Here is a 25,619-nt window from a genome sequence, read left to right on the forward strand (position 1 = left end):
ATGGATGTCCACGTCCGGGACCTGCGGTACTTCGTCGCGGTGGCGGAGGAGCTGAGCTTCACCAGGGCCGCGGGGCGGCTGTTCATCGCGCAGCCGTCGCTGAGCAAGCAGATCCGCCGCCTGGAGACGTCGCTGCGGGTCGCGCTGTTCGAGCGTGACCACCGCACGGTGACCCTGACCGCGGCGGGGGCGGCGCTGCTGCCGGAGGCGCAGCGGATCATCCGGCAGTGGGAGACCGCGCAGCACGCGCTCGCCGAGGTGGCCGCGGCGCAGCGGGCGACCCTGACGGTCGGGTTCCACACCAGGATCGGCCGCGGGCTCATCCCGAACGTCACGGCGAAGATGGCGACGGCGCTGCCGGAGTGGAAGCTGTTGTTCAAACAGGTCGCCTGGAGCGATCCGACGGCCGGGCTCGGCGGCGGTGAGGTGGACGTGGCCGTCGCCTGGCTGCCGGTGCCGCCCGGGTTCGCGCGGAAGGTCGTCGCCACCGAGGACCGCTGGGTGGCGCTGCCGGCCGGGCACCGGCTGGCCGCGCGGGAAGCGGTGCCGTTGGGCGAGCTGGCGGAGGAGGCGTTCATCGCGCTGCCGCGGGCGGCCGGGCCGCTGCGCGAGTTCTGGCTGGGCAACGACCGGCGCGAGGTGCCGGCGCGGGTGGTCGCCGAGGCGGAGACGGCCGAAGAGTCGCTGGAGGCGGTGGGTGCCGGGCTGGGTGCGGTGCTGGTTTCCGAGGGCAACGCGCAGATCTACCAGCGCGACGACATCGTGTACCGCCGGGTCACGGGGTTGCCGCCGAGCGAACTCGCCGTCGTCTGGCGGGCGGAGGACGGACGCCGGGCGGTGCGGGTCTTCGTCGAGGCGTGCGAGCGCTGCCTCTGCGCCGGGTGAGGTTTCGACGGCGAACGGCGTCGCGCCGGGGGTTGTCCTCCGGATGGAGAGTGCGGGCACCGGCGAAGGTGCGTCAGCACCGGGTAGCCGGAGCCGCCTCGTGGGGCGGGCGGGGCTCGAACCCGCGGCCAAGGGATTATGAGTCCCCTGCTCTAACCAACTGAGCTACCGCCCCCTCACTCGGGCGTGCGCAAGCGGCCCGAGGTTTGCATGTGCACAGAACACTCAGTTCGCTTCAAGTTATCACAGCGGCCATCCGGGCAGATCCGGTAGGCCAAACAGGTTGAACTGACCGCCGAGCGGCGCACGCTCGTCTAGGTTGCAAGGGCGCCACCGCTGACCGGAACGGCGGGAGTAAGACAATGGGCACTGCCACCTCGTCCCGTTCCCTGGCCACCCGGCTGGCGCTGCTGGACGCATTCGCCGCGGGGGCCGGGCTGGGGTACCTCGCACACGAGTACCGGGAGGTCATCGTGGCGAATCCCGGGCTGATCGGCTTGACACTGCTGTTCACGTTCGTTTCCGGCTACCTGATCCGCACCGCGGTCCGCGCTTTGCGGCGCGCGAGTTCACGCGTCGAGACGATTTTCGCGGAAGAGCTGGGAAAGAAGCCTTCGCCCCGCCCGCGATGACGGAAAATCCCGGCGGGCCGGGCGAAGGGTGCGGATTTCGTTCAGCGGTCGTCGGCTGACAGCGTCCAGGGCCTTGCCGGCGCGGTGTGGCGGCGGTCGTCGGTCACGCCGGTGGCCTGGCGCACCCGTACATCCGGCTTTGTACGGCGTCTGTACGCCCCGGCTGGACGCTCTCGCCGACATCCGAACCAGGAGGCGAGCCCGTGTCGCAGAATCCGTGTATCACGTCGAGAGCGCTTTCCCGGCGCTCCTTCCTCCGCGCCGGAGCCGCGACCGCCGTCGCGCTCGGTTCCGCCGCTCTGCTCCCCGGTGTCGCCTCCGCCGAGGGGGAGGGGATCCCCGCGTCGCCCCACATCGACATCACCCAGCCGTCCTCGGATCTCTTCCGCAGCAAGATGCTGCACGAATCGCACCACGTCATGCAGGGGTTCGCCTTCGACAACGTGAACCGGCGGCTGTTCGTCGTCCAGGCGCGGAACGGGACCTCCGGCGACGACCTGTGCATCAACCAGCTCAGCTTCAGCGGTGAGCTGCTCGGCTCGATGCACGTCGACCACGCCGGGCACGGCGTCTCGATCGGGGTGGAGCCGGTCGGCACCTCCTCCTACATCTGGATGGAGTGCGACGCCGACGGCACGACCACCGACGCCCGCGGCACCGCGCTGGCGCGCTTCAAGTTCGTCAACGGCGGCACGCCGTCGGTGAAGAAGTTCCTCACCGGCAGCAAGACGATCACCTGCGCGACCGACCCGGTGTACCAGCGGATCGCCGTGCGCCGCAGCGAAGGCGGCCGGATGTGGTACAGCGTCTTCCCGCTCGCCGGCGCGGCCGCCGGCGACTTCTCCAAGCCGCTGGTGCACTTCCCGCAGCCCGCGCTCAGCACGACGAGCGTGGTCTTCCAGGGCTACACGATCCTCGGCAGCAGCCTGTACACATTGGACGGATCGGGCCACGCCGACGCGGCCGACATCGACTCGTACGTGACGCGCATCGACATGAACACCGGCCTGGTGGCGGACCGCGACATCACCCGCGCCGGCTCGACGCTCGTCTACCGCGAACCCGAAGGCCTGGCCGTCTACCGCACGGCCGACGACGAGACGCGGCTGTTCCTCGGGTTCGGCTCGCGCAGCAGCATGGACAACGTCAACCGGTACGCCAACCTCTTCTACAAGAATGTCCTGGTGAACGCATGAAACTGGCAACCACGCTCTTCGCCGGCGCGCTCGCGGCGGCTTCCTTCGCCGGCGTCGCCGCGCAGGCGCTCCCGGCGTGCCCGGTGATCGTCAGCCACGGTGGCTACCCGACCGGTGCGAACCCGTGGGACCGCGACCAGCTGCGCGCCCCGAACAACCCCGAGGCCGTCGACGCCCTGATCGGCCAGGGCGCCGGCGGGTTCGAGGCCGACGTCCAGCTGACGAAGGTCGCGGTCGGCTCGGACGGGACGGTCAGCGGCAAGGCGGTGATGTGGCACAACACCTCGACGCACGGGCTGAACGGCGTCAAGAAGAACATCACCGACATCTACTGGTCCTCGGGCAGCGACAAGCTGGAAGGCCGGACGCTGCAGTGGGGCCCGTACCAGGGCGAGGGCGTTTATTCGCTGCGGCAGTGGCTGGACCACGTCGCCGCCAAGGGCGCGTTCGCCGAGCTGGAAATCAAGCCGGAGACGAAGGTGTTCCTCGTCGACGGATCCGCGGCGGTGAAGGCGAAGGCGTGGAGCGAGATCGCCGACCCGGTGCGCGAGCGCTACCGCAACCAGGCGATCACGGTGTACTCGCACGACCCGGACATCGCGGCGGCCCTGAAGTCCCGCGTGGCGGCCGGGACGTTCCCCGCGGTGCTCGGTGGTGGCCCGTCGTGGCCGGACACGGTGAAGTGGGAGGAGCCGCCGCCGTCGTGGAGCGGGAACGCGGCGAGCTGGCAGGCGAACCTGGCGACCGGCCCGGAACGGGTCGCGACCAGCTGGACGGCCGACTACCGGAAGTGGCTCGCCGGCCGGTGTTCCTGACCGTCCACAACGGAATCGACGAAAATCAGGCCGGCACGAGGTCCTGCTCGGCCGCGTACCGCCGGGCCAAGGTCGCGCAGACGATCAGCTGGAGCTGGTGGAACAGCATCAGCGGCAGCACGATCAGCCCGACCTGCGCGTGCCCGAACAGGACCGTCGCCATCGGCAGGCCGCTGGCCAGGCTCTTCTTCGACCCGCAGAACACGATCGTGATGCGGTCCGCGCGGGCGAAGCCCAGCAGGCGGGCGCCCCAGCCGGTGGCCGCCAGTACCGCCGCGAGCAGCGCGCCGCACACCGCCAGCAGCACCAGGAGGTGACCCGGGTCGAGCCGGTGCCAGATGCCTTCCGTCATGCCCGCGCTGAACGCCGTGTACACCACCAGCAGGATCGAGCCGCGGTCGACCAGCTTCAGCGGGGCCGCGTGCCGCGCGATCCAGCCGCCGATCCAGCGGCGGGCCAGCTGGCCGGCCACGAACGGCGCCAGCAGCTGCAGCACGATCCCGAGCACGGCCGACCCGTCGACGCCCGCGCCGTCCCCGGCGAGCAGCAGCGCCACCAGCAGCGGCGTGAGCACGATCCCGGCCAGGTTGGACAGCGACGCGCTGCAGATCGCCGCCGCGACGTTGCCGCGGGCGATCGAGGTGAACGCGATGGACGACTGGACCGTCGAGGGCAGCACCGCCAGGAACAGCACCCCCGCCGCCAGCTGCGGCGGCAGGACCGCGGCCGGGAGCAGGAACAGCGCCAGGCCGAGCAGCGGGAACAGGACGAAGGTGGCCGCGAGCACCACCGCGTGCAGCCGCCAGTGCCGCAGCCCTTCGACGGCTTCCTGCGTCGAGAGGCGGGCACCGTACAGGAAGAACAGCAGGCCGACGGCGATCGTGGTGGCGACGCCGAAGCCGTCCGCCACCGCGCCCGATGCGGGCAGCAGGGTGGCGACGCCGACGGTGGCGAGGATGGCGAGGACGAAGGGGTCTGGACGCAACCGGGACATGGCTCTCCTTCCACCGCCATTTTCGGCGACCCCACGCTCATTGTGAACCCCGATGACCGGACTGACTGTCATCACGATTCGCGATAAGCTGCGCCGGTGCTGGATCCCCGCCTCTGCCGTTCGTTCCTCGCCGTCGCCGAGACGCGCAGCTTCACCGCGGCCGCGCGGCGGCTCGGCGTCGGCCAGCCGACGGTCAGCCAGCACGTGCGACGGCTCGAGCGCGACGCCGGCGGCCTGCTGTTCGCCCGTGACACCCACACGGTGGAACTCACCGCGCGCGGGCAGGCGATGCTCGGGTTCGCGCAGACGGTCGTCGACACCGAAGAGCGGGCCGAGCGGCACTTCCGCGGCGCCGAGCTCCGCGGCCGAGTGCGCTTCGGCGTCTCGGAGGACTTCGCGCTCGGCGAGCTGCCGGAGATCCTGCACCGGCTGCGCCGCAGTCACCCGCTGGTGGACGTCGAGCTCACGGTCGAGCTGTCGGACGTCCTGGCGCAGCGGCTGCGCGCCGGGCAGCTGGACCTGGTGCTGGGCAAGCGCCGCCCGGGTGCGCACCACGGCCGGCTGCTGTGGCGGGAGCCGCTGGTCTGGATCGGGTCGGCCGCCACCGTGCTGGAGCCGGGCCAGCCGGTGCCGCTGGTGCAGTACCCGATGCCGTCGATCACCCGCCGGCTGGCGGTGGAGGTCCTCGAACGCGCCGGCCTGGAGTGGCGGGCGGCGTGCCAGACGTCGAGCCTCACCGGCCTGCGCGCCGCGGCGGCGGCCGGCCTGGGCGTGACCGTGCACGCCCGCAGCCTGGTCCCGGCCGACCTGATCGAGCTCGACGGCCTCCCGGACCCCGGCGACATCGAGTTCATGCTGCTGGCCAGGGAGTCGATGGAAGGCCCGGCGGCGGCGCTGGCGGAGTTCATCCTGGAGCGGGTCCGGCGTTAGTCCGCCGATACCCCCACCGCCACCCTCAACGGAGGAGCTGCGCTCCCGGTCACTCCGCCGGTGCCTCCGCCGCCCTCGACGGAGGAGCTACTCCTCTTCGCCGGTCAGCAGCCGCCGCAGCCGGCCGAGGGCCCGGTGCTGCGCCACCCGGACCGCCCCCGGCGTGGACCCCACCGCCGCGGCCGTCTCGTCCGCCGACAGCCCGACCACCACCCGCAGCACCACGATCTCCCGCTGCTTCGCCGGCAGCACGTCCAGCAGGCGGGCGAGCCGCTCGTTCAGCTCGAACCGCAGCGCCCGCTGCTCGGGGCCGGCCGTTTCGCTGACCCCGTCCGGGACTTCCGGGACCGGGTCGCTGCGGTTGCGGGCCGCGGCGCGGTGGGCGTCGGCCACCTTGTGCTGGGCGATCCCGTAGACGAACGCCAGGAACGGGCGGCCCTGGTCGTGGTAGGACGGCAGCGCCGTCAGCACCGCGAGGCAGACCTCTTGGGCGACGTCGTCCGCCGAAGCGAACGAGCGCTCGTGCCGGCCGACCCGGGCCCGGCAGTAGCGCACCACCAGGGGCCGGATGGTGGCGAGCAGGCGTGCGGTCGCCGCGTCGTCGCCCGCGATCGCGGCCGCGACCGGCTCGTCGTGACGCCGCCAGTGCGGCGGGAACGCTTCGGCGGGCTGCGCGGCGGCGATCTCGCGGACGAGGGCCCGGCTGCGCACCCGCAGCAGCGTGCCCTCGACGTCGAGCCCGGCGCGCAGCGAGTCGTGCAGCGCGGCGTTGGACTCCCGCAGCTGCTCGGTGATCGCCCGATCCCCGTACTCGGTTGCCGGCATTTCGCTCACCTTTCCCTGTCCCGCTGGTCGCCGGGCCGGGCGGCCCGGAGTCGCCGGAGGCGTTCCCGCACGTGGCGGAGGGTGGACCGGACGGTCGCCGGCGCGATCCGCAGCGCCTCCGCGATCTGCGACGGCGTGAACCCGTCGAGCGACCACGCCAGCACCATCCGCTGCTTGCCCGGCAGGGCGGCGAGCAGCTCGAGCAGGCCCGCGTGCTGCTCGACCAGCCCGGCGAGCTCGTCGTCGTCCTGCGGGTTGCCCGCCACGGTCCAGTCCGCCCGCGCGCCGCCCCCGGCGTCGAGCAGGCGCCCGGCGACCCGGCGCACCCAGGCCCGCGGGTCCTCGGCGATCGGCCACGCTTCGAGCGCGTGCAGCATCGCCTCGGCGGCGACGTCGCGGGCCGTCTCGAGCTCGAACCCGGCCTTGCAGAGGAACGCCACCAGGGCCGGGAAGTCCGCGCGGAAGAACGCGTCGAACTCGTCGTGACCGCACACCGGACCCCACCACCCCTCGCCTCACTAGGACAGGTGCAGTGAAGTGACCGCTACGTGTAACGATTCGATCAAGACTGCCCGGTAGGAGTAATGGAATGCGTTGCCTCGGTGACGGCTGGTGACGACCGGTTCCGGCCGGGTGCCGCGCCGGTCCGCGAACGGCGGGTTCCGGACGGGCTCCCACTCGGGCCTGACGGACGTGTTTACCCGCCCGAAGAGCCGGAAACCCCTCCCGGACAACGCAAGCGGATGGTGGAGGACTGTCCGTCCGCCGGTCGGTGCTGCGCGGAGTTCGCCGATCGGGTGACGTGATCGACATCGAAATCCCCGGAAGAAAGGCGTACTCTCATGTGTTGCAGTCTTGGTTGCCCGGAGGGTGAGCCGGGGACCGAAGCCAAAACCCCCTTGACCCAGGCGGATGCGCTCGCGCGCCCGCCAGTGTTAAGTCGGTTGACGCGCCCCAACAATGGGAAGCAGTAAGAGAAGGAGGTGAACGAAGGAAATGGAAGCCACGATGACGGGCTGGGCGGAACTCGCGGCCTGCAAGGACGAGGACCCGGAACTGTTCTTCCCGATCTCCGAGATGGGCCCCGGCGCCCGGCAGACGGCACAGGCGAAGGCCGTGTGCGCCCGCTGCCCCGTGCGCGCCGAATGCCTCGGCTACGCGCTCGACAACGGCCTCGACCACGGCGTCTTCGGCGGCACCACCGCGGACGAACGCCGCCGGCTGGTGCGCACCGCGCCTCAGCGGCACCGAGTGGCCTGACGCGCCGGCCGGTGACCTCTTCCCGGCGGCCGCAAGGACAGCAAGCAAATCCGGAAAGCAAATGAGATTCCGGTTGTGCGCTTGCCCGGGTGGGTGATTCCCCGTGAATCACCCACCCGGGCTTTTTTTCAGCGCAATATCTATGCGTCGCTTTGCATCTTTCCTGCCGGCCCGTGGTCATCGTGCTCGGCGGGCCAGGTCTCCGGCAGGCCCCACGCCGCCGCCGGGACCGACTCGAACGCGGCCATCGCCGTGATCGACCCGGCTTCGACTGTGAGCAGGGTGACCCCGAACCACCGGTGATCGTGCTCTCCCGGGCGCCGCAGGTAGGTGGCGACGGCGGGCTGGCGGTTGGCGCGCACGGGCAGCATCCGGAACCGCCCCACGCAGTCCGGCGACGCCGGGTCCAGCGAAAGGGAGAGCGCGCGCACGATCGAGGTCCGGTTGCCGAACCACAAGGTGTACGGCGGCATGATCGCCTGGGCGTCTTCGTGCAGCAGCCGGGCCACCGCGGCCGGGTCACCGGCTTCGTACGCGGCGATGAACCGCTTCAGCAGCGCCGTTTCCGCCGCCGTCGGGTCGCCGACCGTCCACTCGGCACGCCGCGCGGGCAACCGCTCACGCAACGTCGCCCGTGCCCGCTGGAGCGCGCTGTTCGCCGACGCCACGCTCGTCTCGAGCGCCGCCGCCGTCTCCCGCGCCGGCCAGCCGAGCACGTCCCGCAGGACCAGCACCGCCCGCTGGCGCGGCGGCAGGTACTGGACGGCGGCGAGGTAGGCCAGCTCGATGGTTTCCCGCTCGATGACGGCGTCCTCCGGGGCCGCGTCGTCGAGCAGCCGGTCGGGGCAGGGCTCGAGCCACGGCAGGTCGGCGGCCTCGATCGGCCCGGCCGGCTCCCCGGCCGGCCCGAGCTGGTCGGGCAGCACGCGCCGCGGGCGCCGGGCGAGCACGTCGAGGCAGGCGTTCGTCGCGATCCGGTACAGCCAGGTGCGCACGCTCGCCCGGCCCTCGAACCCGTCGCGGGCCTTCCACGCGCGCAGGAACGTCTCCTGCGCGAGGTCTTCGGCGTCGGCCAGGGAACCGAGCATCCGGTAGCAGTGCACCTGGATCTCGTGGCGGTGCCGTTCGACGAGCGTCTCGAAGTCCTGACCCACCCGGGAACGCTAGCGCACCCGGGCTGAAAGACTGGTCTGGTGAGTGGAACGGTTCTGGTCCTCGGCGGCCGCAGCGAAATCGGCCTGGCCGTGGCGAAACGCCTGGTCAGCGGGGACGTCCGGCGATTCGTGCTGGCCGCGCGGCCGGGCGCGGACCTCGCGGGCGAGGTGGCCGCGCTGCGCGAGGCGGGCGCGGAGACGGTCGAGACCGTGGACTTCGACGCCGACGACCTCGCCGCGCACGGCCCGTTCCTGGAGAAGGTCGCGGCCGAGCACGGCCCGCTCGACACCGTCGTGCTCGCCTTCGGCATCCTCGGTGACCAGGCGCGTGCCGAGCGCGACGCCGCCCACGCCGCCGCGATCGTCCACACCGACTACGTCGCCCAGGTCGGCGTGCTGACCCACGCCGCGAACCTGCTGCGCGCGCAGGGCCACGGCCGGCTCGTCGTGTTCTCTTCGGTGGCCGGGGTGCGCGTGCGCCGCGCGAACTACGTCTACGGCTCGGCCAAGGCCGGCCTCGACGGCTTCGCGAGCGGCCTCGCGGACGCCCTGCACGGCTCCGGTGTCCGGCTCGTGCTCGTCCGGCCCGGGTTCGTGATCGGCCGGATGACCGAAGGCATGACACCGGCGCCGTTCTCCAGCACGCCGGACCAGGTGGCCGAAGCGACCGTCGCGGCCCTGCGCCGCGGCCGCGACGTCGTCTGGGTGCCCGGAATGCTCCGTCCGGTCTTCTTCGCGATGCGCCTCCTGCCGCGGGCGATCTGGCGCAAACTGCCGCGGTGACGCGATCGCGCCGGCCACTGTGGCCGGAGCCACAGCACGTTCCCGTGCGCGCCTCCCTACCCTGCGTGGCAGAATTCGGCCGATAGGCCGGATTCCGCTCGGCCGATCGGGCAGCGTCACAGGTTTCCGACAACTTTCTCAGCTGATTCCCAGCAAACCCGGTGATCCTCGAAGGAGGGGGAACACCAGAGGGAAGCAAGGGGAACGTCGTGCTGTTGTCGTCGCGGGGCCGCCGGATCGGCGGCCGGGTCGCGCTCGGCGTCGTCTCGACCGTGGTGCTCGGCGCCACCGGTTACCTGTGGACGCAGCTGAGTGCGCTGGACGACGGCATCGTCACGGCCGACGTCATCCCGCCGGCCGCGCAGATCGACAGCGAGGACACGCCGGTCGGCGAGCCGCTGCAGGTCGCCCAGAACATCCTGCTCGTCGGGATCGACTCGCGGACCGACACCTACGGCAACCCGTTGCCGCAGAACGTGCTCGACGCGTTGCACGCCGGAGGCGGGGACGACGGCGGCGACACCACCGACACGATGATCGTGGTGCACATCCCGGCGGGCGGCGCCGCGGCCACCGCGATCTCGATCCCGCGTGACTCCTATGTGGACATCGCGGGCGGCTACGGCAAACACAAGATCAACTCGGCCTACAGCCGTGGCAAGAACGCCGCGATGTCCGGTTTGCGCGCCCAGGGGCTTTCCGGCGCGCAGCTGGAGGTGGCGGCGAACCAGGCGGGCGCGAAGACCGCGATCCAGACGGTGGAGAAGTTCACCGGGCTGACCATCAACCACTACGCGGCGATCAACCTCGCCGGCTTCGACGCGCTGTCGCAGGCCGTCGGCGGCGTCGAGGTCTGCCTCAAGGCGCCGGTGCACGACACCTACTCCGGCGCGGACTTCGCGGCGGGCACGCAGACGCTCTCGGGTCCGCAGGCGCTCGCCTTCGTCCGGCAGCGCCACGGGCTGACCAACGGCGACCTCGACCGCATCGCGCGGCAGCAGGCGTTCCTGTCCGGGATGGCGAAGAAGGTGCTGAGCGCGGGCACGTTCACCGACCCGTCGAAGCTGGGCCTGCTGGTCAGCGCGGTGCAGGGCGCGGTCGTGCTGGACAAGGGCTGGGACATCCTGAGCTTCGCCCAGCAGCTGCGGGGGATGACCTCGGGCGCGATCGCGTTCGCCACCATCCCGGTGCAGAGCCTGTCCCTGCCGACGCCGTCGGACGGCGACGCGGTCAAGGTCGACCCGGCGCAGGTCCAGCAGTTCGTCCGCACGGCGATCAGCACCACGAATGTCCAGGCCGCGGGCGACGACCCGGCCGGGAACGTGAAGCCGGTCGCCGCCACCGGCACCAAGGCGCCGGCGCCTTCCTCGAACGCGAAGCAGCCGGCGACCACCACGGCGGCCGCCGGCTGCGTCAACTAGCGCCTCACACGAACGCGGACTGGCCCGTGATCGCCTTGCCGACGATCAGGGTGTTCATCTCGCGCGTGCCTTCGAAGGAGTAGATCGCCTCGGCGTCGGCGAAGAACCGCGCGACGTCGTAGCCGAGCACGATCCCGTTGCCGCCGAAGATCTCCCGGCTCCAGGCGACGACCTCGCGCATCCGGGCGGTGACGAACGCCTTGGCCAGCGACGAGTGCTCGTCCTGGAAGATCCCCGCGTCCTGCAGGCGGGCGAGCTGCACCAGCATGCCCCAGGAGGCGGTGATGTTGCCGAGGCTCTTCACGAGCAGGTCCTGCACCAGCTGGAAGCGGGCGATCGGACGGCCGAACTGGGTGCGCTCCTTGGCGTAGTCCAGCGCGAGCTCGTAGGCGCCGACCATCACGCCCAGTGCCTGCCAGGCCACGCCGCCGCGGGTGGCGCGCAGGATCTCGGCGACGTCGCGGAAGGAGTTGATGCCCTGCAGGCGGTTGGCCTCCGGGACGCGGACATCGGTAAGGGTGATTTCGGCGTTTTCGACGATCCGGAAGGCCGTCTTGCCTTGAATCTTCTCCGCCACGAAGCCCGGCGTGCCCTTCTCGACGACGAAGCCTTTGACGTGGTTGTCGTCGAGGTCACGGGCCCACACCACGACGTAGTCGGCGAAGGTCGCGTTGCCGATCCACTTCTTGGCGCCGTTGAGGACCCAGGTGTCACCGTCTCGCTTGGCCGTGGTGCGCATGCCGCCGGCGACGTCGGACCCGCCGAGCGGCTCGGTCATCGCGAACGCGCCGATCTTGTCCATCGCGGCCATCTCGGGCAGCCAGCGGTCCCGCTGCTCCTGGCTCCCTCCACTGTAGATGGAGTACATCGCGAGTCCGTTGTGGACACCGAAGAACGTCGCCACGGAGGCGTCCGTGCGGCTCATCTCCATCGCCATCATGCCGGTGAGCAGGTGGCTGACCGCCGGCTTGTGCTCGCCGTAGCCTTCGTAGGGCAGCCCCGCGAGACCGCTCTCGCGGAACATCCCGATGAGCTCCTTCGGGAAGGTGCCGGCTTCCCAGTTCTCGTTCACCAGCGGCTTGACGTCGGTGCGCATGAACTCACGGGCCTGGACCAGCAGCTTGCGCTCGTCGTCGCCCAGCAGCGTCTCGTAGTTGTAGAAGTCGGCGGTCAGCTGGCCTTCGAGTGCTTCCATCGTCATCTCAGTTCTCCTCCAATGCGGACAGGACGGCGAGCTGCTTGCGGTCGCGCGTCTCGGCGAGTTCCGAGTACGTGGAGGAGCCGTAAGCCTTTTCGACGGCTTCGATCAGCCGTTCCTGCTCTTCGGGGCTCTGGCTGGGGTCGCCCAGCCCGGCCCACATCTTCTTCATGGACTTGCCGATGTGCTCGGCCATGTGCCGGTAGCCGCCGGGGCCACCGCCGAGGTGCGAGCCGAGGAACGGCCCGACCGTGGCCCAGCGGATGCCGAGCGAATTCGTGATGACCTTGTCGAGGTCTTCGGGGGTGACGACACCCTGCTCGACGAGGTAGATCGCCTCGCGGCTGAGCGCGTTCTGCAGCCGGTTGCCGACGAAGCCGGAGATCTCCTTGCGCTCCACGACCGGCGTGCGGCCGAGTGAGGTGTAGAAGTCGACGGCCAGCTGCACGGACTCGTCGCTGGTGCGCTCGCCGGGGACGACCTCGACCAGCGGGATCAGGTGCGGCGGGTTGAACGGGTGTCCGATGAGGACCCGGCTGCCGTCGATCTCGCCGGTGAACGCCGTCGACGGGATGGCGCTCGACGAGCTCAGCAGCAGCGCGTGCCGCGGCGCCTCCTCGACGAGCTGCTTGAACAGCTCCTTCTTGAACTCGACGTTCTCCGGCCCGTTCTCCTGCACGACGTCGGCGTCCTGCACGGCTTCGGTGACGTCGGCGGCGAGGTGGACGCGGCTCGCCAGCTCCTCGGCGGTGGTGCCGAGGTGCGGGGCGTACTGGGCCAGTGCCTGTGAGACGGCCTCGGCGAGGTCGGGGCGGGGATCGGTGACCCGGACGGTCAGGCCGTGGTGGGCGAACAGCGCCGTCCAGGACAGGCCGATGGTGCCGGCGCCGATGACTGCCGCGTTCCTCATGACTGCGCTCCCTTCAGGTAGTCGAAGACCGGCTTGACCGGGGCGAGCGTCAGGTCGGTGGTGATGTGGCTCGCGGACACGACCTCCAGCACCGGCAGGTCGGCCAGCGGGGCCAGGACGTGCTGGAACAGCTGCAGCCGCGCGGGGCCGGTGTAGGCCTCCTTGACCACGACGTCGGTGATCTCGGTGCGGACCAGCTCCTGCACGCGCGGGGCACCGTCGTAGCCGGGGATCGTCTTGAGCATGAACGTCGGGACGGTGATCTGGCGTTCGGCCTCGCGGACGTCCAGCTCGTGGTGCTTGTAGCCCATGGTCGCGGTGGCCACCCGCAGCGTCCCGTAGTCCAGCGTGCCCACGAGCACGCCGTTGTCGACATAGAGCTTCGGCGACCCGATGGTCTTCGGGTACGCGCTGACCTCGCGCCCGGACGCGGTGGCCGGGAAGTTGTCGAGGTACATCGCGTGCAGGTACTCGCCGCGCTCGCCGTCGAAGCTGACCTCGATCGCCTGGCCGGACTCGGTGTACGGGCCGTAGCCGGAGACGTCGCCCATCTTCATGACCTCGAACCGCACCAACGGTTCCTCGACCTGCAGCGGCTCCGGCACGACGGCGCGCAGGGCGGCGGCGTCGGTGCGGTAGACGATGTTCAGGTATTCGCGGTTCGTGAACCTCGGGACCACCGGCGCGAACGCCGGGGCGGTCAGCGGGGTCGTCACGTGCCGCCGGACTTCTTCGATCTTCATTCGCCTGTCCACTTCGGAGCGCGGCGCTCGGCGAAGGCGGTCATGCCCTCGCGGACGTCGTTCGACTGCATCAGCTTCCGGATTTCTTCGCGTTCCGCGGCTTTCGGGTCCGCGGCACGCACGATCTTCTTGACCGCGGCGAGCGCGAGGGGCGCGTTCTGCGCCAGCTGCTCGGCCAGGCCGACGGCGACCGCGGCGGCGTCACCGGTAGCGGTGACGCGGTTGACCAGGCCCAGCTCGCCGGCGCGGCGGCCGGTGACGGGCTCGCCGGTCAGCAGGAACTCCATCGCGAGGTGGTGCGGGATCCGCTGGGGCAGCCGGATCACCCCGCCGCCCGCGGCGATCAGGCCGCGCTTGACCTCGGGCAGACCGAACTGCGCGTCTTCGGCGGCGACGATCAGGTCGCACCCGAGGGCCAGCTCGAACCCGCCGCCCATGGCGAACCCTTCGACGGCGGCGATCAGCGGCTTGGCCAGCTCGGCTTCGGTCAGGCCGCCGAACCCGCGGCCCGGGATCTCCGGTGACTCGCCCTTGAGGGCGGCCTTGAGGTCCATCCCGGCGCTGAAGGTGTTTTCGGCGCCGGTCAGGACACCCGCCCGGAGCGTGGGGTCGGCCTCGAGTTCGTCCAGGGCGGCGGCCAGCTGCTTCGCGACGGCGGCGTTGACCGCGTTGCGGGCCTGCGGGCGGTCGATCGTGATCAGCAGGGTGCTGCCGATCCGTTCGGTGCGTACTTCACTCATGAACTGCTTCTTTCAGAGTTCCGCGAGGACTTCGGCGGTGTCCTGGCCGGCCAGCGGGGCCAGGCGGCGGATCGAGCCGGGCGTCGCGGAGAACTTCACCGGGATGCCGACCGTGCGGATGGTGCCCTCGCTCGGGTGCTCGACGGTGTCGAGCAGGTGGCCGTCGCGGACGTACGGGTCCTCGTGGGCCTTGTCCAGCTCCAGGACCGGGGCCATCGGGATGCTGTGCTTCGCGCAGACCTCGGCCCACTCCTCGGTGGTCAGCGCCGGGGCGCACGCGGCGATCTGCTCGGTCAGCCACTCGTTGTCGGCGCGGTTGATGGCCTCGCCGTTCACCCGCGGGTCCGCGGCGAGGTCCGGGCGCCCGGCGGCGGCGAAGAAGTCGCGGAAGTTCTTCGGGTTGTAAGGGATGACGCAGGCGAGGCCGTCCTTGGTGCGGACCGCGGCGTGGCCCTTCGTCATCGACAGCGCGAACCCGGTGGGGCTTTCGGCCGGCTCGAACGTGTGCCCGGCGAGGTGCTCGACCAGGTTGAACGCGATCAGCGTGTCGGTCATCGGGATCTCGATCTGCTGGCCCTGGCCGGTGCGGTCGCGGTGGACCAGCGCGGCGAGCACGCTGTAGGCGATGGTCAGCGACGAGACCTTGTCGCCGATGATCGTCGGCAGGTAGACCGGCTGGCCCAGTGCCCGGTTGGCCACGTCGACCAGGCCGGAGGAGGCCTGCACGGTCTCGTCGTAGGCGGCGTTGCCGGCCTGCGGGGAGTCGCCGCGGAAGCCCTGCGCGTGGGCGTAGACCAGCCGCGGGTTGCGCTCGGCGACGTCGGCGTAGTTCAAGCCGAGACGGGCCAGCGCGCCGGGGCGCATGTTGGTGATCAGCACGTCGGCCGTGTCGATCAGCTTCAGCGCCTGCTCGCGCTCGGTCTCGTCCTTGAGGTTGAGGGCCACGCTGCGCTTGTTGCGGTTGACGTTGAGGTTCAGTGCGGTCATGCCCGGCGTGGTGCGGTACTCGCCCACCCGCACGGTGTCCGCGGGGGACTCGATCTTGATCACGTCGGCGCCCAGGTCGCCGAGGATCTGGGCCGCGTACGGGCCCATCACCACGGTCGAGAGGTCGATCACGCGCACGCCGTCCAGCGGTCCGGTCGTCATGTGTTTGCGTCCTTTCGCGCCTTGCTGTTCTGCTCTACTTCCGAACTTAGGCGCGGGCGACGGGAAAGGGAATGATCATGATGCGAACAATGGTATGACTCTGGCGGTCATACCATTCTTCAGCTGCTGAGCGGTTCGGCGAAGATCTCTTTCGCGGCGTCGACGAGGTCCTTCAGGTCGCCGACGCCGCGGTCGCGCCGCCAGAGGAGGCCGGTGTCCAGCTGAGGGCGGAAATCCGAGAAGGGGAGCACGATGACGTTGTCGAGCCGGTAGCCGTGCATCGGGCTCTTGGCGTCGAGCATGGAAATGGAGAATGCTTCGCCGCTGGAGATGATTTCCGACGTCCCGCCGTAGCCGGTGTTGGTCAGCCGGATGCGTTTCTTGATGCCGAGCTCGTTCAATTGGTGGTCGAGCTGCTCGAAATAGGCGGGAACGATCTCGCCTGGTGAGGCCACGTACGGGAATTCGGTGAGCTCGGCCAGGCTGACGGAGTCCCGCCCGGCGAACAGGTCGGCCGGGACGACGGCACCGAGCCGTTCGGTCATCACGGGCAGCTGGTCCAGCGCGGGATCGGTGACGGGCAGCCGGGCGAGGGTGAGGGCCAGCTTCCCGTCGTGCACGCCCTGCACGAGGTCGGCGGTGGTGCCGGGCCAGCGCTTGAGCTCGTAGGTCAGTTTCACCCGTTCGGCGAGCGCGTTGACACGCTCCCGCAGATCGGGGTGCACGCCGGCGGGCATGCCGAGGAAAACGGTGCTGCGCTGCGGCCGAGTGGCTTCTTCCAGCTTCCAGGGAATGGCACTGACCTGCTCGAGGACGTCCCGCGCGAGCGGCAGCAGCGCGGCCCCGGCGTCGGTGAGGGTGACGTGGTGGGTGCTGCGGTCGAACAGCTGCTGCCCGAGCTCGTGCTCCAGGTCCTTGATCCGCTGGCTGAGCGGAGACGCGGCCATGTGCAGCTTCCGCGCGGCCGCGGAGAAGTTCAGCTCCTCGGCCACCGCGACGAAGTAACGCAGGTGCAGCATCTCCATCCCCCGACCCTACGACCCCCGCGTGTCGTCCCCCCAATCACGTGAGATGCCCCTCCAATCACGAGTGATGCCCCCTCAATCACACGAGATACGCGTCCAATCACACGAGATACGCGCTGGATCACGTGAGTTCCGTCTCCGGTCACGCGAGTCCCGGGTACCGGGCCGGCGAACTCGCGTACCCGGACGGACGACTCGCGTACCCGGACGGACGACTCGCGTACCTGGAGGGTCGGGCCGGTGTGATCCGGGGCGGAAGCCGCGTGATTGAAGGCGGAACTCGTGTGATTGGAGGGGGATCTCGCGTGATTGAGGGGGCATCTCGTGTGATTGGAGGGGCATCACTCGTGATTGGAGGGACGACACGGTCAGGGAGTCAGGGGGAAGGTGAGGGTGAAGGCGGCGCCGCCTTCGGGGGCCGGGCCTGCGGTGAGCGTTCCGCCCATGCGGGTGACCAGGGCGTGGACCAGCGCGAGGCCGATGCCGGAGCCGACCGGGCGGCGGTCGCGGTAGCGGGCGTTCAGGACGCCGCGCTCGAACGCCACCGGGTAGTCCTCCGGGGCCAGCCCCGGCCCGCCGTCCCGGACCGCCAGCGAAGCCGACGAACCGGACACCGTGAGGGCGAACACCATCGGTGCCCCCGTCGGGGTGACGCGCAGGGCGTTCTCGGCCAGCCCGTCGACCACCTGACGCAGCCGGCGCGCGTCCGCCAAGACCGGCACAGGAGATGAAGGCGCCGAAACGGAGAGGGAAACCCCCTCCCGCGCGCACCGCAGCTGCCACACCTCCGCGCAGTCGCGCACCAGCGCGGCCAGGTCCACCGAAGCCATGTCCAGCCGGAACTCGTCCGCCCCCAGCCGGGCCAGCTCCAGCAGGTCCTCGACCAACCGCGAAAGCCGCGCCGCCTCGCGCTGGATCGTCTGCCCGGCGCGCACCGCGTCGTCGCCGGAAGCGACGCCGTCCGCGATCGCCTCGGCGAAGCCCGTCACCGCCGTCAGGGGCGTCCGCAGCTCGTGCGACACCGACAGCAGGAACTCCCGCTGCCGCGCCTCGCTGACGGCCAGCGCGTCGGCCAGCGCGTTCAGCGACCCGGCCACCTCCGCCACCTCGCGCGGCCCCTGCACCGGCACCCGCACGTCCCGCCGTCCCGCCCGCAGCGAGCCCGCCACGAGCGCCGCCCGGCGCAGCGGACGACCGAGCAACCGCCCGGAAGCGAAGCCGGCGAAGGCCGCCACCAGCAGCCCGATTCCCAGCGCCAGCAGGATGTTGCGCACCAGCGCCCGTTGCGTGGCCTGCGCGTTCTGCGTGGGCAGGACCAGCGCGAACGCCGCCCCGCGCGGGCCGACCACCCGCGTCTCGACCAGGTACTGCGACCCCGCCACCGTGACGCGCCGGGAGCCGTCCGCGCCGAGCCCGGCCTTGACCGCGGCCTGGACCGCGGCGGCGTCCCCGACCGCCTGCCCGCCCGCCCGGCGGACGACCACCGAGATGCCCTGCCCGCGCACGACGTCGGCCACCTTGCCGACGCCCAGCCGGTTGCCGATGCCCGTTTCGTCCAGCTGGGACGCCACCACGTCGGCCTGCGCGGCCAGTGACGCCTGCAGCGCGTTGTCCGCCGTCGTCCGGATGAGCCGGGCCGCGACCAGCCCCGCCACGATCACCGCCACGCCCGCGACGGCCAGGCAGACCAGTGTGATCCGCCCGGCGAGCGTCCCCCGGACCCTCACGCCGGGTCCGCCGCGTACCCGATGCCGCGCACCGTCCGGATCGGGCTCGACGGCCCGAGTTTCGCGCGCAGCTGCGCCACGTGGACGTCGACCGTGCGCGTCCCCGCGGCCGCGGCGTACCCCCAGACGGCGCTGAGCAGCTGGTCGCGCGAAAGCACCTGCCCCGGGTGCCGGAGCAGGTGCGTCAGCAGGTCGAACTCGGTCGAGGTCAGGGCGACCTCGGCGTCCCCCGCCCAGGCGCGGCGGCTGGTGAGATCCACCCGCGCCCCGCCGACGGTCAGCACCGATGCGGCCGGCGCCGCCCCGGAGGCGCGGCGCAGCACGGTCCGGACCCGGGCCGCCAGCTCGCGCGGGCTGAACGGCTTGGTCAGGTAGTCGTCCGCGCCGATCTCCAGGCCGAGCAGCCGGTCGAGCTCGTCGTCGCGGGCGGTGACGAACAGCACCGGCGTCCAGTCCCCGGCCGCGCGCAGGGCCTTGCAGATCTCGATACCGTCCATTCCGGACAGTCCGATGTCGAGCACGATCGCCACCGGCTTGAGCCGCCGGACCGCTTCGAGGGCCCGGCCGCCGTCGGCCTCGACGTGCACACCGAAGCCGTCGCGCTTGAGGTAGAGCGCCGCCAGCTCGGCGATCGCGGCCTCGTCCTCGACCACGAGGACGAGGCCGCGCCCCGGTGACCCCATGCCTGCTCCCGTCTCCACCGTCACTGACGGGAAGACGCTAGCCGGTCAGCCATCGCTGTTCATGTCCGACTCGATGCCGTTGAGTGTCGACTCGATCCCGCTCAGCTCGCCGGACGGCGAGACCGTGGACGACGACGCCGGCGGGTCGCCGGGCGAGCCCATCAGGTTGTCGCGGCAGCCCGAGCAGCCGAGCGCGACGAGCGCGGCGGCCCCGACCGCCGCCGCGACCCTCGCGCCCCTCACTTGGTCGGCGCCGTCGACGGCGCGGCCGGCTTGCAGTGCGCGGACGCGAAGGCGTCGAGCTTCTGCTTGGCCGCGTCCAGCTCACCGATGCGGCCCTGCCGCTTGGTGGCGCGCTGGTCCAGCTGGTCGGCGCGGGCGGTGTGCCCGGCCGCCCGCTGGTCGGCCGCCCGGGCCTTGAGGTTGGCGACCGAGCCCTTGACCTCGGGCCCGCCGTTGATCCGCTTCTCCAGGTTCTCGGCCTTCTTCTGCAGCTTCGGCACCCAGTCCGAGCAGACCTGCTGCGACTCCTCGGGGCTGAGCGTGATCGGCGCCACCGGCGTCGGCGTCTCGGCCGAAGCCAGCGGCGCCGCCACCAGCAGGCAGGCCGCGCTCGCCCCGCCCGCCAGGGCGAGCCGCGTCCAGGTGGTTCCTCGCATCGTTTCTCCTCGTCTTTCGTTCCGGGGTACGGGGAGAACTCTGGCCGGGCGGTGTTCGGAGCGCGTCCGCCTAGTGTTCGGGCTTTGTAAGGCCGACGGTGACCGACGTTCGCGCGAGGTCGAACGTCAGCGTGTCGCCGAGGCGCGGCAGCGCCGGGTCGAACAGCAGCCCGTCGGTGCCGCCGAGGAGCAGCCCGAGCCGGTGCCCGGCCGGGACGACGTGGTCGAGCGCGGTGAGGCCGAACGTCATCGAGTACGCCCGGCCGGGGACCAGCGGTTCGCCGTGCCGCAGCGACGCGTGGTGCCCGAGGTCGGCCCAGCCGGCCGCGACGATCCGGTGGTCGACCGGCACGACGTCGGCGGCCGTGTCGAGGAAGCACGCGCTGTCGCCCTCGGCACTGGCGCCCCAGCACGACCGTGTCGCGAGGTTGCGCACGCCGCTGCCGTACTCGGCGGTGTTGCGCAGGTCGGCCGGCCCGTAGTCGACGAGCGCGACGCCGACCCGGGCGGCGGCCTGGTCCGACGACGCCGTGATCGTCACCGAGGGCGACCCGGCGAGCCGCACCGGCGCGGGGAGGACGGGACCGGTGAACTTCGCGGCCGACACCCCGGCCGCCCACTGCTCGCGGGTGACGCCGGGGTCGTCGACGACGGCCGCCGTGCCGGACCCGGTCGGCCCCAACGTGCCATCGGCCGACGGGCGGAAGGTCGCCGGCAGCGTGGCGGGCGGCCAGCTCCGGACGTCGGTCCAGCGGTCCGGCGCGGTTTCGAGGTGCACGACGGGCTCCCGCTCGACGCCGTTGCGCAGCCCGAGCAGCCAGCGGTCGAACCAGCGGTGCAGCGTCTCGACCCACTGCGCCCGCTGCAGGTCGAAAGGGTCGGTGTGGCCGGCCTGGCTCAGCCACGCCCTGCGCGGGACGCCGGCCCGGCCGAGCGCGGCCCAGTAGCCGGCGAACTGGTTCGGCGCGACGACCCAGTCCCCGAAACCCTGCGCGATGAGCACGCTCGCCTGTCCGGGACGCGGGACATAGTGCACGCTCCGCCAGTAGTCGTTGTAGTCCCCGTTCGTGCCCGCGCGCGCCTTGACGTCCGCTTCGAACGGCTGGCACAGCTCGGCGGCGCGCTCGTTGTAGGTGAAGGCCGACCCGGTGTTCTCCGGCGTGGCCAGTGGCGCGCCGTTCGCGACGAGCTGGGCGTAGTTGTCCGCCACGCCTTCGATCGGCACGATGGTCTTCAGCCCGGCGACGCCCGAGGCGGCCATCCCGATCGCGGTGGCGCCGTCCTGCGACTTGCCGATCGCGCCGACGTCCCCGGTGGCCCAGCCCGCGGTCACCGGACGCCCGCCGTCGGGGGCGTCGAAGGCCTTCGCCCGCCCGTTCAGCCAGTTCACGACCGCGTTGCCGGAGCCGACGTCGTCGAAGCAGCCGGACGACCGGTTCGTGCCGCCGACGTCGGCCAGCACGACGGCGTAGCCGCGCGGCACGAAGTAGTTGTCGTAGAACAGCGGGAACTGCTGCGGTGTGCCGTCCGGCGCGTACGTCTTCTTCTGCTGCTCGTTACCGCGGCCGCAGCACGCGTAGTACGGGCTGACGTCGAGGATCACCGGCACCCGCACGCGCGCGTCGGGCCGGATGACGTCGGCGGCGATCCGGTCGGGCTTGCCGTCGTGGTCGTTGTCCGTGCCGGTTTCCACCCACGCCGTCTCGCGGATCGCGTCGGCGTAGGAATAGACCGGCCGGCTTTCCGCGGCGGCGGCCGGGGGTGCGAGCCCCGCGGTCGTGAGCAGAGCGGCCAAGAACCCCAGTATCAGTCGCATCCGGACAGGGGATCACGGTTTTTCGTACATCGCCAGGAACTTCTTCATCGCGGCGTCGACGGCTTCGCGGTCGCCGGTCGTGACGAGGTCGAGCAGCAGCCCGCGGGTCACGGCGAGCCCGAGCCGGGCGTGGGCGGGCCGGTCGGCCTCCGGGACGCCGAGCCGGGCGAGCCGGGCTTCGATGGGGCCGAGCCAGTCGTCGATCACGCCGTCGAGGAACTCCGCCGTGCCCGGGGCGCCACCGAGGGCCTGGCCGTAGAGCTGGAAGAACAGCTTTTCGTTGGCGCGCAGGTCGTCGTCGGAGAGCCGGCGCCAGAAGTCCGCCGGATCGAGGTCGGCGAGCGCGGCGCGCTGGCGGGCTTCCACCTCCCGCGCCACCGCCGTGAGCAGGCCTTCCTTCGACCCGAAGTGGTAGATCAGCATGCGGTGGCTGGTGCCGAGGTCCGCGGCCAGCGCCCGCAGGCTCCGGTCCGCGCCGCCGTGGTGGGCGATGTGGTCGATCGCCGCGTCGAGCAGCTTGGCGCGCGGGCTTGTGCCGATCATGTACCGGATGGTACACGTACCAAATGGTACAAAGAATCTCGGTGCACGCCTCCTCGGCCGCTTCGGCCGCCGACCTGTACGCGCTGCTGCGGGACGGCGCGAGCTGGCCGAAGTGGTCGCCGCTGGGGTCGTTCGAGCTGGTCCGCGAAGGGGAAGGCGAGCCGGAGGGGCTCGGCGCGGTCCGGTTGTTCAAGACCAACGGCGTGCGCTCGTACGAACGGATCGTGGCGCTCGAGCCGGGCCGCCGGTTCGGCTACGCGCTGGAGCACGGCCTGCCGCTGCGGGACTACGTCGCCTACGTCGACCTCTCACCCCGCGACGGCGGCACCGACATCCACTGGCACTCGACGTTCACGCCGAAGATCCCCGGCACCGGCTGGTTCTACCGGTGGTTCCTCGGCTCGTTCATCAAGCGGGTGGCCGCGGGTCTGGCCCGGGCCACCGCCTGATCGGCGTGTTACTCTCCCTGGGAGAGTGAGGAGGCGTGCCGTGGGGCCCGATCCGTACGACCGCAACTGCCCGACTCGCCAGCTGCTCGACCGGATCGGCGACCAGTGGACGGTGCTGATCGTCGGCGCGCTGTCCGCCGGCCCGCTGCGGTTCACCGAGCTCGGCCGCCGCGTGGACGGGATCTCCCAGAAGGTGCTGACGCAGACGTTGCGCAGCCTGGTCCGCGACGGCATCCTCACCCGCACGGCGTACCCGACGATCCCGCCGAAGGTCGAGTACGAGCTGACGGCACTGGGACGCAACCTGTCCGAGCCGCTGGACATGCTGGACCGCTGGGCCCGGCAGCACATGGCGTCGGTCCAGGAGGCCCGGGACGCCTACGACGCGGAGCACACGCCCGCTTCCGCTTAGCAGTTGACAGCTCCTGGACAGTTCGTCCCGTTACGGGTTCGTTCGTCCCGTCCGCAGGGACACTGTCGCGGTGCTCAACGAGACCGTGCCCCCTCCGGGCTGGGGAGTCGTTGCCCTCACCGCGTTGTTCGCCTTCGCGGTGTCGCTGACCTCGGTCGTCACGCCGCCCAGTGGGCGGCGGAGCCTCCTGCGCAACGCCAACGTCCTCGGCACCCTCTTCCACGAGGGCGGCCATGCCCTGCTGGTGCTGCTGATGGGCGGGACGGTCAGCCGCGTGAAGATCGACGACGCCGAAGGCGGCGGCACGTTGTCGCGCGGTACTGCGGGCCTCGCCAATGTCCTGGTCGGCGCCGCCGGGTACGCGATGCCGCCGCTCGCCGGGCTGGGAGCGGCCGTCCTGCTGCACCGCGGGCACGTCCAGGCCGTGCTCGTGCTGACCCTCGTCGCCATGGTGTTCCTCTTGCTGTTCGCGCGGGACCTGCGCACCTTGATCATGATCTTCCTGGTGGGGGCGGTCGTGTACGCGGCCTTGCGCTATGCCCCGGCCTGGCTGCGCACCGCCGTCGCCTACACCGAAGCCTGGCTGCTGCTGACGAGTGAGCTCGCCGGGGTGCGGGTCCTCGTCACGAACCGCCGCGAGAAAGGCTTCCGCGGCCATACGGATGACGCCGCCATTCTGGCCAAGCAGACCAAAATGCCGTCGCCGCTGTGGATCGGCGGGTGGTTCCTGCTCAACGGCTGGGCGATCTGGCACGCCGCCCCGCTGCTGTTTCCCTAACGGGCCACCAGACCCGCCTCGTGGGCCAGCAGCCCGGCCTGCGTCCGGTTCGCGCAGTCCAGCTTCACGAGCATCCGCGAGACGTAGCTCTTCACCGTCGCCTCGGCGAGGTGCAGGCGCGCCGCGATGTCCGCATTGGACAGTCCGGAACCCAGGCACGCCAAGACGTCCCGCTCGCGGTCCGTGAGACCCGCGATGCGGCGGCGGGCGTCCTCGCCGCGTTCCCGGCTGTCCGACGACAACGCCACCAGCCGGCGCGCGGCCGACGGTGACAGCACCGTGTGGCCGTCCGCCGCCACGCGGACCAGGCCGATCAGGTCCTCCGGGGGTGTCGACTTCACCAGGAAGCCCGCCGCGCCCGCGCGCAGCGCGCGGATCACGTACGTGTCCGCGTCGAACGTGGTCAGTGCCACCACCGCCGGCGGGTCCGGCAGCGCCGTGATGCGGGCGATCGCCGTCAGCCCGTCCACGCCCGGCATCCGGAGGTCCATCAGCACCACCCGCGGCCGGTGCCGGACCACCGCCTCGACGGCTTCGGCGCCGTCGGCGGCCTGGGCGACCACCTCGATGTCGTCCGCCGAACCCAGGATCGTGCGCAGGTGCGCGCACACCATCGGCTCGTCATCGACCACGAGCACCGGGATCACAGTGCGTGCCTTCCGCCGTCGGGACGTAGGCGGGCAGTATCGCACCGACCCGGAACCCGCCGCCCGGTCGCGGGCCCGCGTCGAACCGCCCGCCGACCAGTTCGACGCGCTGCCGCAGGCCGGCCAGCCCGGCGCCGGATCCGCTGCCGGCCAGCGCCGGGTCGGGCGGGAGCGCCGCCGCCGTGCTATCGACCGAGACGTCGAGGCCGCCCGGGTGGTAGCGCAGGGACACCGTCGCCGACGCACCCGGCGCGTGCTTGCGCACGTTCGTCAGCGCCTCCTGCACGAGCCGGTACGCGGTGCGCGCGACGGTCGGCGACAGCTGCGCCGGATCGCCGTCCACCACCAGGTCCGTGGGCACGCCGACCGACCGGGACTCCTCGACCAGCCGCGCCGGGTCGCCGGGCTCGGCCGGGCTGAGCGTGCGCGGCCCGGCCTCGGCGCCGTTGCGCAGGACGCCGACCAGGTCGCGCAGCTCGTCCAGGGCCAGCGCCCCTTCGCGGCGGATGTCCTCGGCCGCCGTCCGCGCGGCCGGGTCGGCCGACGTCACGCCGAGGGCACCGGCGTGCAGCACCATCAGGCTGAGCCGGTGCGTGACGACGTCGTGCATCTCGCCCGCCAGGCGCCGCCGTTCCGCGGCCCTGGCCTGCTCGGCGAGCAGGTGCTGTTCGCGCTCGGCGCGTTCCGCCCGGTCCCGCAGGGATTGCAGCAGCTGCCGTCGGGCGGCGAAGTACAGCGAGGCCAGCGCCGGCAGCGCGGTGTTGAGCAGGCCGAACGGCGTGGTCGACCAGCTCGGCGCCCACGGCCGCGAGGCGATCACGGCCATTACGCCGGCCACCCAGAGCACGCTCCGCTTGTCCAGCACCCGCGCGGCCTGGGACAGGATCACCGGGGTGATCGTCGGCACGGTGGTCAGCGCGAGCGGGTGGACCGGCACGAGCAGGCCGGGCGCGAAGGTGTCGGTCACCAGCATCGCGACCGCCGCCGCGGTGACGAACGCGCACACCGGGCCGGGGAACCGGAACAGCAGCACCAGGCTGAGGTCGCAGGCGACCTGCAGGACCAGCCCGGCGGCCGGGCCCCACGCACCGGTCGTCCGGTCGCCGATGAGGTGGAAGAGGACGTTCATCCCGGCGAACGCCAGCGCCGCGCCGAACAGCCAGCAGGCGTCGGAGCGGCTCGGCCACAGCGGCCGCCGGGCGGTGGTCACGCGGTCACGGTAACCGCTGCCACGGGCCGCCGCCG

At 71.6% G+C, this 25,619-nt stretch carries 29 protein-coding genes and 1 tRNA gene; 11 read left to right on the forward strand and 19 right to left on the reverse strand.

From position 1 onward, the window contains the following. Entirely contained in the window at positions 1-885 is an 885-nt protein-coding gene (locus ABZX11_RS28260; protein ID WP_354918350.1) for a LysR family transcriptional regulator, read from the forward strand. Between the two features lie 101 nt (positions 886-986). Here ABZX11_RS28260 and ABZX11_RS28265 read toward each other — a convergent pair. Continuing rightward, positions 987-1,060, reverse strand: a tRNA-Ile gene (locus ABZX11_RS28265). 187 nt (positions 1,061-1,247) lie between these two features. Between ABZX11_RS28265 and ABZX11_RS28270 the strand changes: the two genes are divergently transcribed. The 3 genes from ABZX11_RS28270 to ABZX11_RS28280 all read left to right on the forward strand — a co-directional run bounded on the left by ABZX11_RS28270 (position 1,248) and on the right by ABZX11_RS28280 (position 3,528). Continuing rightward, positions 1,248-1,517 (forward strand): hypothetical protein, encoded by a 270-nt coding sequence (locus ABZX11_RS28270; protein WP_354918354.1) that lies wholly within the window; start codon positions 1,248-1,250, stop codon positions 1,515-1,517. 203 nt (positions 1,518-1,720) lie between these two features. Next, positions 1,721-2,713: a twin-arginine translocation signal domain-containing protein gene (locus ABZX11_RS28275; protein WP_354918357.1), complete on the forward strand. Its 993-nt coding sequence runs from the start codon at positions 1,721-1,723 to the stop codon at positions 2,711-2,713. Continuing rightward, positions 2,710-3,528, forward strand: coding sequence for a hypothetical protein (locus ABZX11_RS28280; RefSeq protein ID WP_176171630.1), 819 nt, complete (start codon positions 2,710-2,712; stop codon positions 3,526-3,528). The genes ABZX11_RS28275 and ABZX11_RS28280 overlap by 4 nt, the downstream gene beginning before the upstream one ends. A gap of 25 nt (positions 3,529-3,553) precedes the next feature. Here ABZX11_RS28280 and ABZX11_RS28285 read toward each other — a convergent pair whose 3' ends face one another. After that, positions 3,554-4,522, reverse strand: coding sequence for a bile acid:sodium symporter family protein (locus tag ABZX11_RS28285; RefSeq protein ID WP_354918360.1), 969 nt, complete (start codon positions 4,520-4,522; stop codon positions 3,554-3,556). Positions 4,523-4,618: 96 nt separating this feature from the next. Between ABZX11_RS28285 and ABZX11_RS28290 the strand changes: the two genes are divergently transcribed. Beyond that, on the forward strand, positions 4,619-5,452 hold the full coding sequence (locus ABZX11_RS28290) for a LysR substrate-binding domain-containing protein (protein WP_176171628.1): 834 nt from the start codon (positions 4,619-4,621) through the stop codon (positions 5,450-5,452). A gap of 87 nt (positions 5,453-5,539) precedes the next feature. On the opposite strand, the gene shbA is transcribed toward ABZX11_RS28290, so the two are convergent. Both shbA and ABZX11_RS28300 read right to left on the reverse strand, forming a co-directional pair. Continuing rightward, positions 5,540-6,136, reverse strand: coding sequence for an RNA polymerase sigma factor ShbA (shbA, locus tag ABZX11_RS28295; protein ID WP_176177817.1), 597 nt, complete (start codon positions 6,134-6,136; stop codon positions 5,540-5,542). Between the two features lie 146 nt (positions 6,137-6,282). Continuing rightward, a complete protein-coding gene (locus ABZX11_RS28300) occupies positions 6,283-6,771 on the reverse strand; it encodes a sigma-70 family RNA polymerase sigma factor (RefSeq protein ID WP_354918363.1) in 489 nt (162 codons plus the stop codon). Between the two features lie 502 nt (positions 6,772-7,273). Here ABZX11_RS28300 and ABZX11_RS28305 point away from each other — a divergent pair. After that, entirely contained in the window at positions 7,274-7,537 is a 264-nt protein-coding gene (locus tag ABZX11_RS28305) for a WhiB family transcriptional regulator (RefSeq protein WP_176171626.1), read from the forward strand. A 140-nt stretch (positions 7,538-7,677) separates the two neighbouring features. On the opposite strand, the gene ABZX11_RS28310 is transcribed toward ABZX11_RS28305, so the two are convergent. Continuing rightward, positions 7,678-8,691, reverse strand: a complete 1,014-nt coding sequence (locus tag ABZX11_RS28310; RefSeq protein ID WP_354918366.1) for an RNA polymerase subunit sigma-70 — start codon at positions 8,689-8,691, stop codon at positions 7,678-7,680. A 39-nt stretch (positions 8,692-8,730) separates the two neighbouring features. Here ABZX11_RS28310 and ABZX11_RS28315 point away from each other — a divergent pair, with 39 nt between their 5' ends. Next, positions 8,731-9,474, forward strand: a complete 744-nt coding sequence (locus ABZX11_RS28315; protein ID WP_354918369.1) for an SDR family NAD(P)-dependent oxidoreductase — start codon at positions 8,731-8,733, stop codon at positions 9,472-9,474. 209 nt (positions 9,475-9,683) lie between these two features. After that, positions 9,684-10,895, forward strand: a complete 1,212-nt coding sequence (locus tag ABZX11_RS28320) for an LCP family protein (protein WP_354918372.1) — start codon at positions 9,684-9,686, stop codon at positions 10,893-10,895. Positions 10,896-10,899: 4 nt separating this feature from the next. Here the strand turns inward: ABZX11_RS28320 and ABZX11_RS28325 are convergent, their stop codons facing one another. The 12 genes from ABZX11_RS28325 to ABZX11_RS28380 all read right to left on the reverse strand — a co-directional run bounded on the left by ABZX11_RS28325 (position 10,900) and on the right by ABZX11_RS28380 (position 22,088). After that, the gene (locus tag ABZX11_RS28325) at positions 10,900-12,096 is read right to left on the reverse strand and encodes an acyl-CoA dehydrogenase family protein (protein ID WP_176171622.1); all 1,197 of its coding nucleotides are present in this window, start codon (positions 12,094-12,096) and stop codon (positions 10,900-10,902) included. A gap of 1 nt (position 12,097) precedes the next feature. Next, positions 12,098-13,003, reverse strand: coding sequence for a 3-hydroxyacyl-CoA dehydrogenase NAD-binding domain-containing protein (locus ABZX11_RS28330; protein WP_354918375.1), 906 nt, complete (start codon positions 13,001-13,003; stop codon positions 12,098-12,100). After that, positions 13,000-13,746 carry an acetoacetate decarboxylase gene (locus ABZX11_RS28335; protein ID WP_354918378.1) on the reverse strand — a complete coding sequence of 249 codons (747 nt, stop codon included), beginning with the start codon at positions 13,744-13,746 and terminating at the stop codon, positions 13,000-13,002. Before ABZX11_RS28335 ends, ABZX11_RS28330 begins: the two co-directional genes overlap by 4 nt. Next, on the reverse strand, positions 13,743-14,486 hold the full coding sequence (locus tag ABZX11_RS28340) for a crotonase/enoyl-CoA hydratase family protein (RefSeq protein ID WP_176171619.1): 744 nt from the start codon (positions 14,484-14,486) through the stop codon (positions 13,743-13,745). Before ABZX11_RS28340 ends, ABZX11_RS28335 begins: the two co-directional genes overlap by 4 nt. Before the next feature lie 12 nt (positions 14,487-14,498). Beyond that, positions 14,499-15,635 carry a CoA transferase gene (locus tag ABZX11_RS28345; RefSeq protein ID WP_176171618.1) on the reverse strand — a complete coding sequence of 379 codons (1,137 nt, stop codon included), beginning with the start codon at positions 15,633-15,635 and terminating at the stop codon, positions 14,499-14,501. A 119-nt stretch (positions 15,636-15,754) separates the two neighbouring features. Then, positions 15,755-16,660: a LysR family transcriptional regulator gene (locus tag ABZX11_RS28350; protein ID WP_354918382.1), complete on the reverse strand. Its 906-nt coding sequence runs from the start codon at positions 16,658-16,660 to the stop codon at positions 15,755-15,757. A gap of 368 nt (positions 16,661-17,028) precedes the next feature. After that, complete coding sequence (locus ABZX11_RS28355) at positions 17,029-18,387, reverse strand: HAMP domain-containing sensor histidine kinase (RefSeq protein WP_354918385.1); 1,359 nt, start codon at positions 18,385-18,387, stop codon at positions 17,029-17,031. Further along, positions 18,384-19,070: a response regulator transcription factor gene (locus ABZX11_RS28360; protein WP_176171615.1), complete on the reverse strand. Its 687-nt coding sequence runs from the start codon at positions 19,068-19,070 to the stop codon at positions 18,384-18,386. The genes ABZX11_RS28355 and ABZX11_RS28360 overlap by 4 nt, the downstream gene beginning before the upstream one ends. Before the next feature lie 45 nt (positions 19,071-19,115). Beyond that, entirely contained in the window at positions 19,116-19,313 is a 198-nt protein-coding gene (locus ABZX11_RS28365; protein ID WP_176171614.1) for a hypothetical protein, read from the reverse strand. Further along, positions 19,310-19,729 (reverse strand): hypothetical protein, encoded by a 420-nt coding sequence (locus ABZX11_RS28370; protein WP_176171613.1) that lies wholly within the window; start codon positions 19,727-19,729, stop codon positions 19,310-19,312. The genes ABZX11_RS28365 and ABZX11_RS28370 overlap by 4 nt, the downstream gene beginning before the upstream one ends. Before the next feature lie 70 nt (positions 19,730-19,799). Continuing rightward, a complete protein-coding gene (locus tag ABZX11_RS28375) occupies positions 19,800-21,545 on the reverse strand; it encodes a CocE/NonD family hydrolase (RefSeq protein WP_354918390.1) in 1,746 nt (581 codons plus the stop codon). 12 nt (positions 21,546-21,557) lie between these two features. After that, positions 21,558-22,088 (reverse strand): TetR/AcrR family transcriptional regulator, encoded by a 531-nt coding sequence (locus ABZX11_RS28380; RefSeq protein WP_354918393.1) that lies wholly within the window; start codon positions 22,086-22,088, stop codon positions 21,558-21,560. Positions 22,089-22,111: 23 nt separating this feature from the next. Here ABZX11_RS28380 and ABZX11_RS28385 point away from each other — a divergent pair, with 23 nt between their 5' ends. The 3 genes from ABZX11_RS28385 to ABZX11_RS28395 all read left to right on the forward strand — a co-directional run bounded on the left by ABZX11_RS28385 (position 22,112) and on the right by ABZX11_RS28395 (position 23,727). Then, positions 22,112-22,537, forward strand: coding sequence for an SRPBCC family protein (locus tag ABZX11_RS28385; protein WP_354918396.1), 426 nt, complete (start codon positions 22,112-22,114; stop codon positions 22,535-22,537). A 40-nt stretch (positions 22,538-22,577) separates the two neighbouring features. Then, a complete protein-coding gene (locus ABZX11_RS28390; RefSeq protein WP_176171609.1) occupies positions 22,578-22,949 on the forward strand; it encodes a helix-turn-helix domain-containing protein in 372 nt (123 codons plus the stop codon). A 70-nt stretch (positions 22,950-23,019) separates the two neighbouring features. Next, on the forward strand, positions 23,020-23,727 hold the full coding sequence (locus tag ABZX11_RS28395; protein WP_354918399.1) for a M50 family metallopeptidase: 708 nt from the start codon (positions 23,020-23,022) through the stop codon (positions 23,725-23,727). On the opposite strand, the gene ABZX11_RS28400 is transcribed toward ABZX11_RS28395, so the two are convergent. Further along, positions 23,724-24,374 (reverse strand): response regulator transcription factor, encoded by a 651-nt coding sequence (locus ABZX11_RS28400; RefSeq protein ID WP_176171607.1) that lies wholly within the window; start codon positions 24,372-24,374, stop codon positions 23,724-23,726. The genes ABZX11_RS28395 and ABZX11_RS28400 overlap by 4 nt on opposite strands. Further along, a complete protein-coding gene (locus ABZX11_RS28405; protein WP_354918403.1) occupies positions 24,349-25,584 on the reverse strand; it encodes a histidine kinase in 1,236 nt (411 codons plus the stop codon). The genes ABZX11_RS28400 and ABZX11_RS28405 overlap by 26 nt, the downstream gene beginning before the upstream one ends. Positions 25,585-25,619: the final 35 nt, after the last annotated feature.

The organism is Amycolatopsis sp. NPDC004169 (assembly GCF_040610315.1).
Lineage (GTDB): Bacteria > Actinomycetota > Actinomycetes > Mycobacteriales > Pseudonocardiaceae > Amycolatopsis.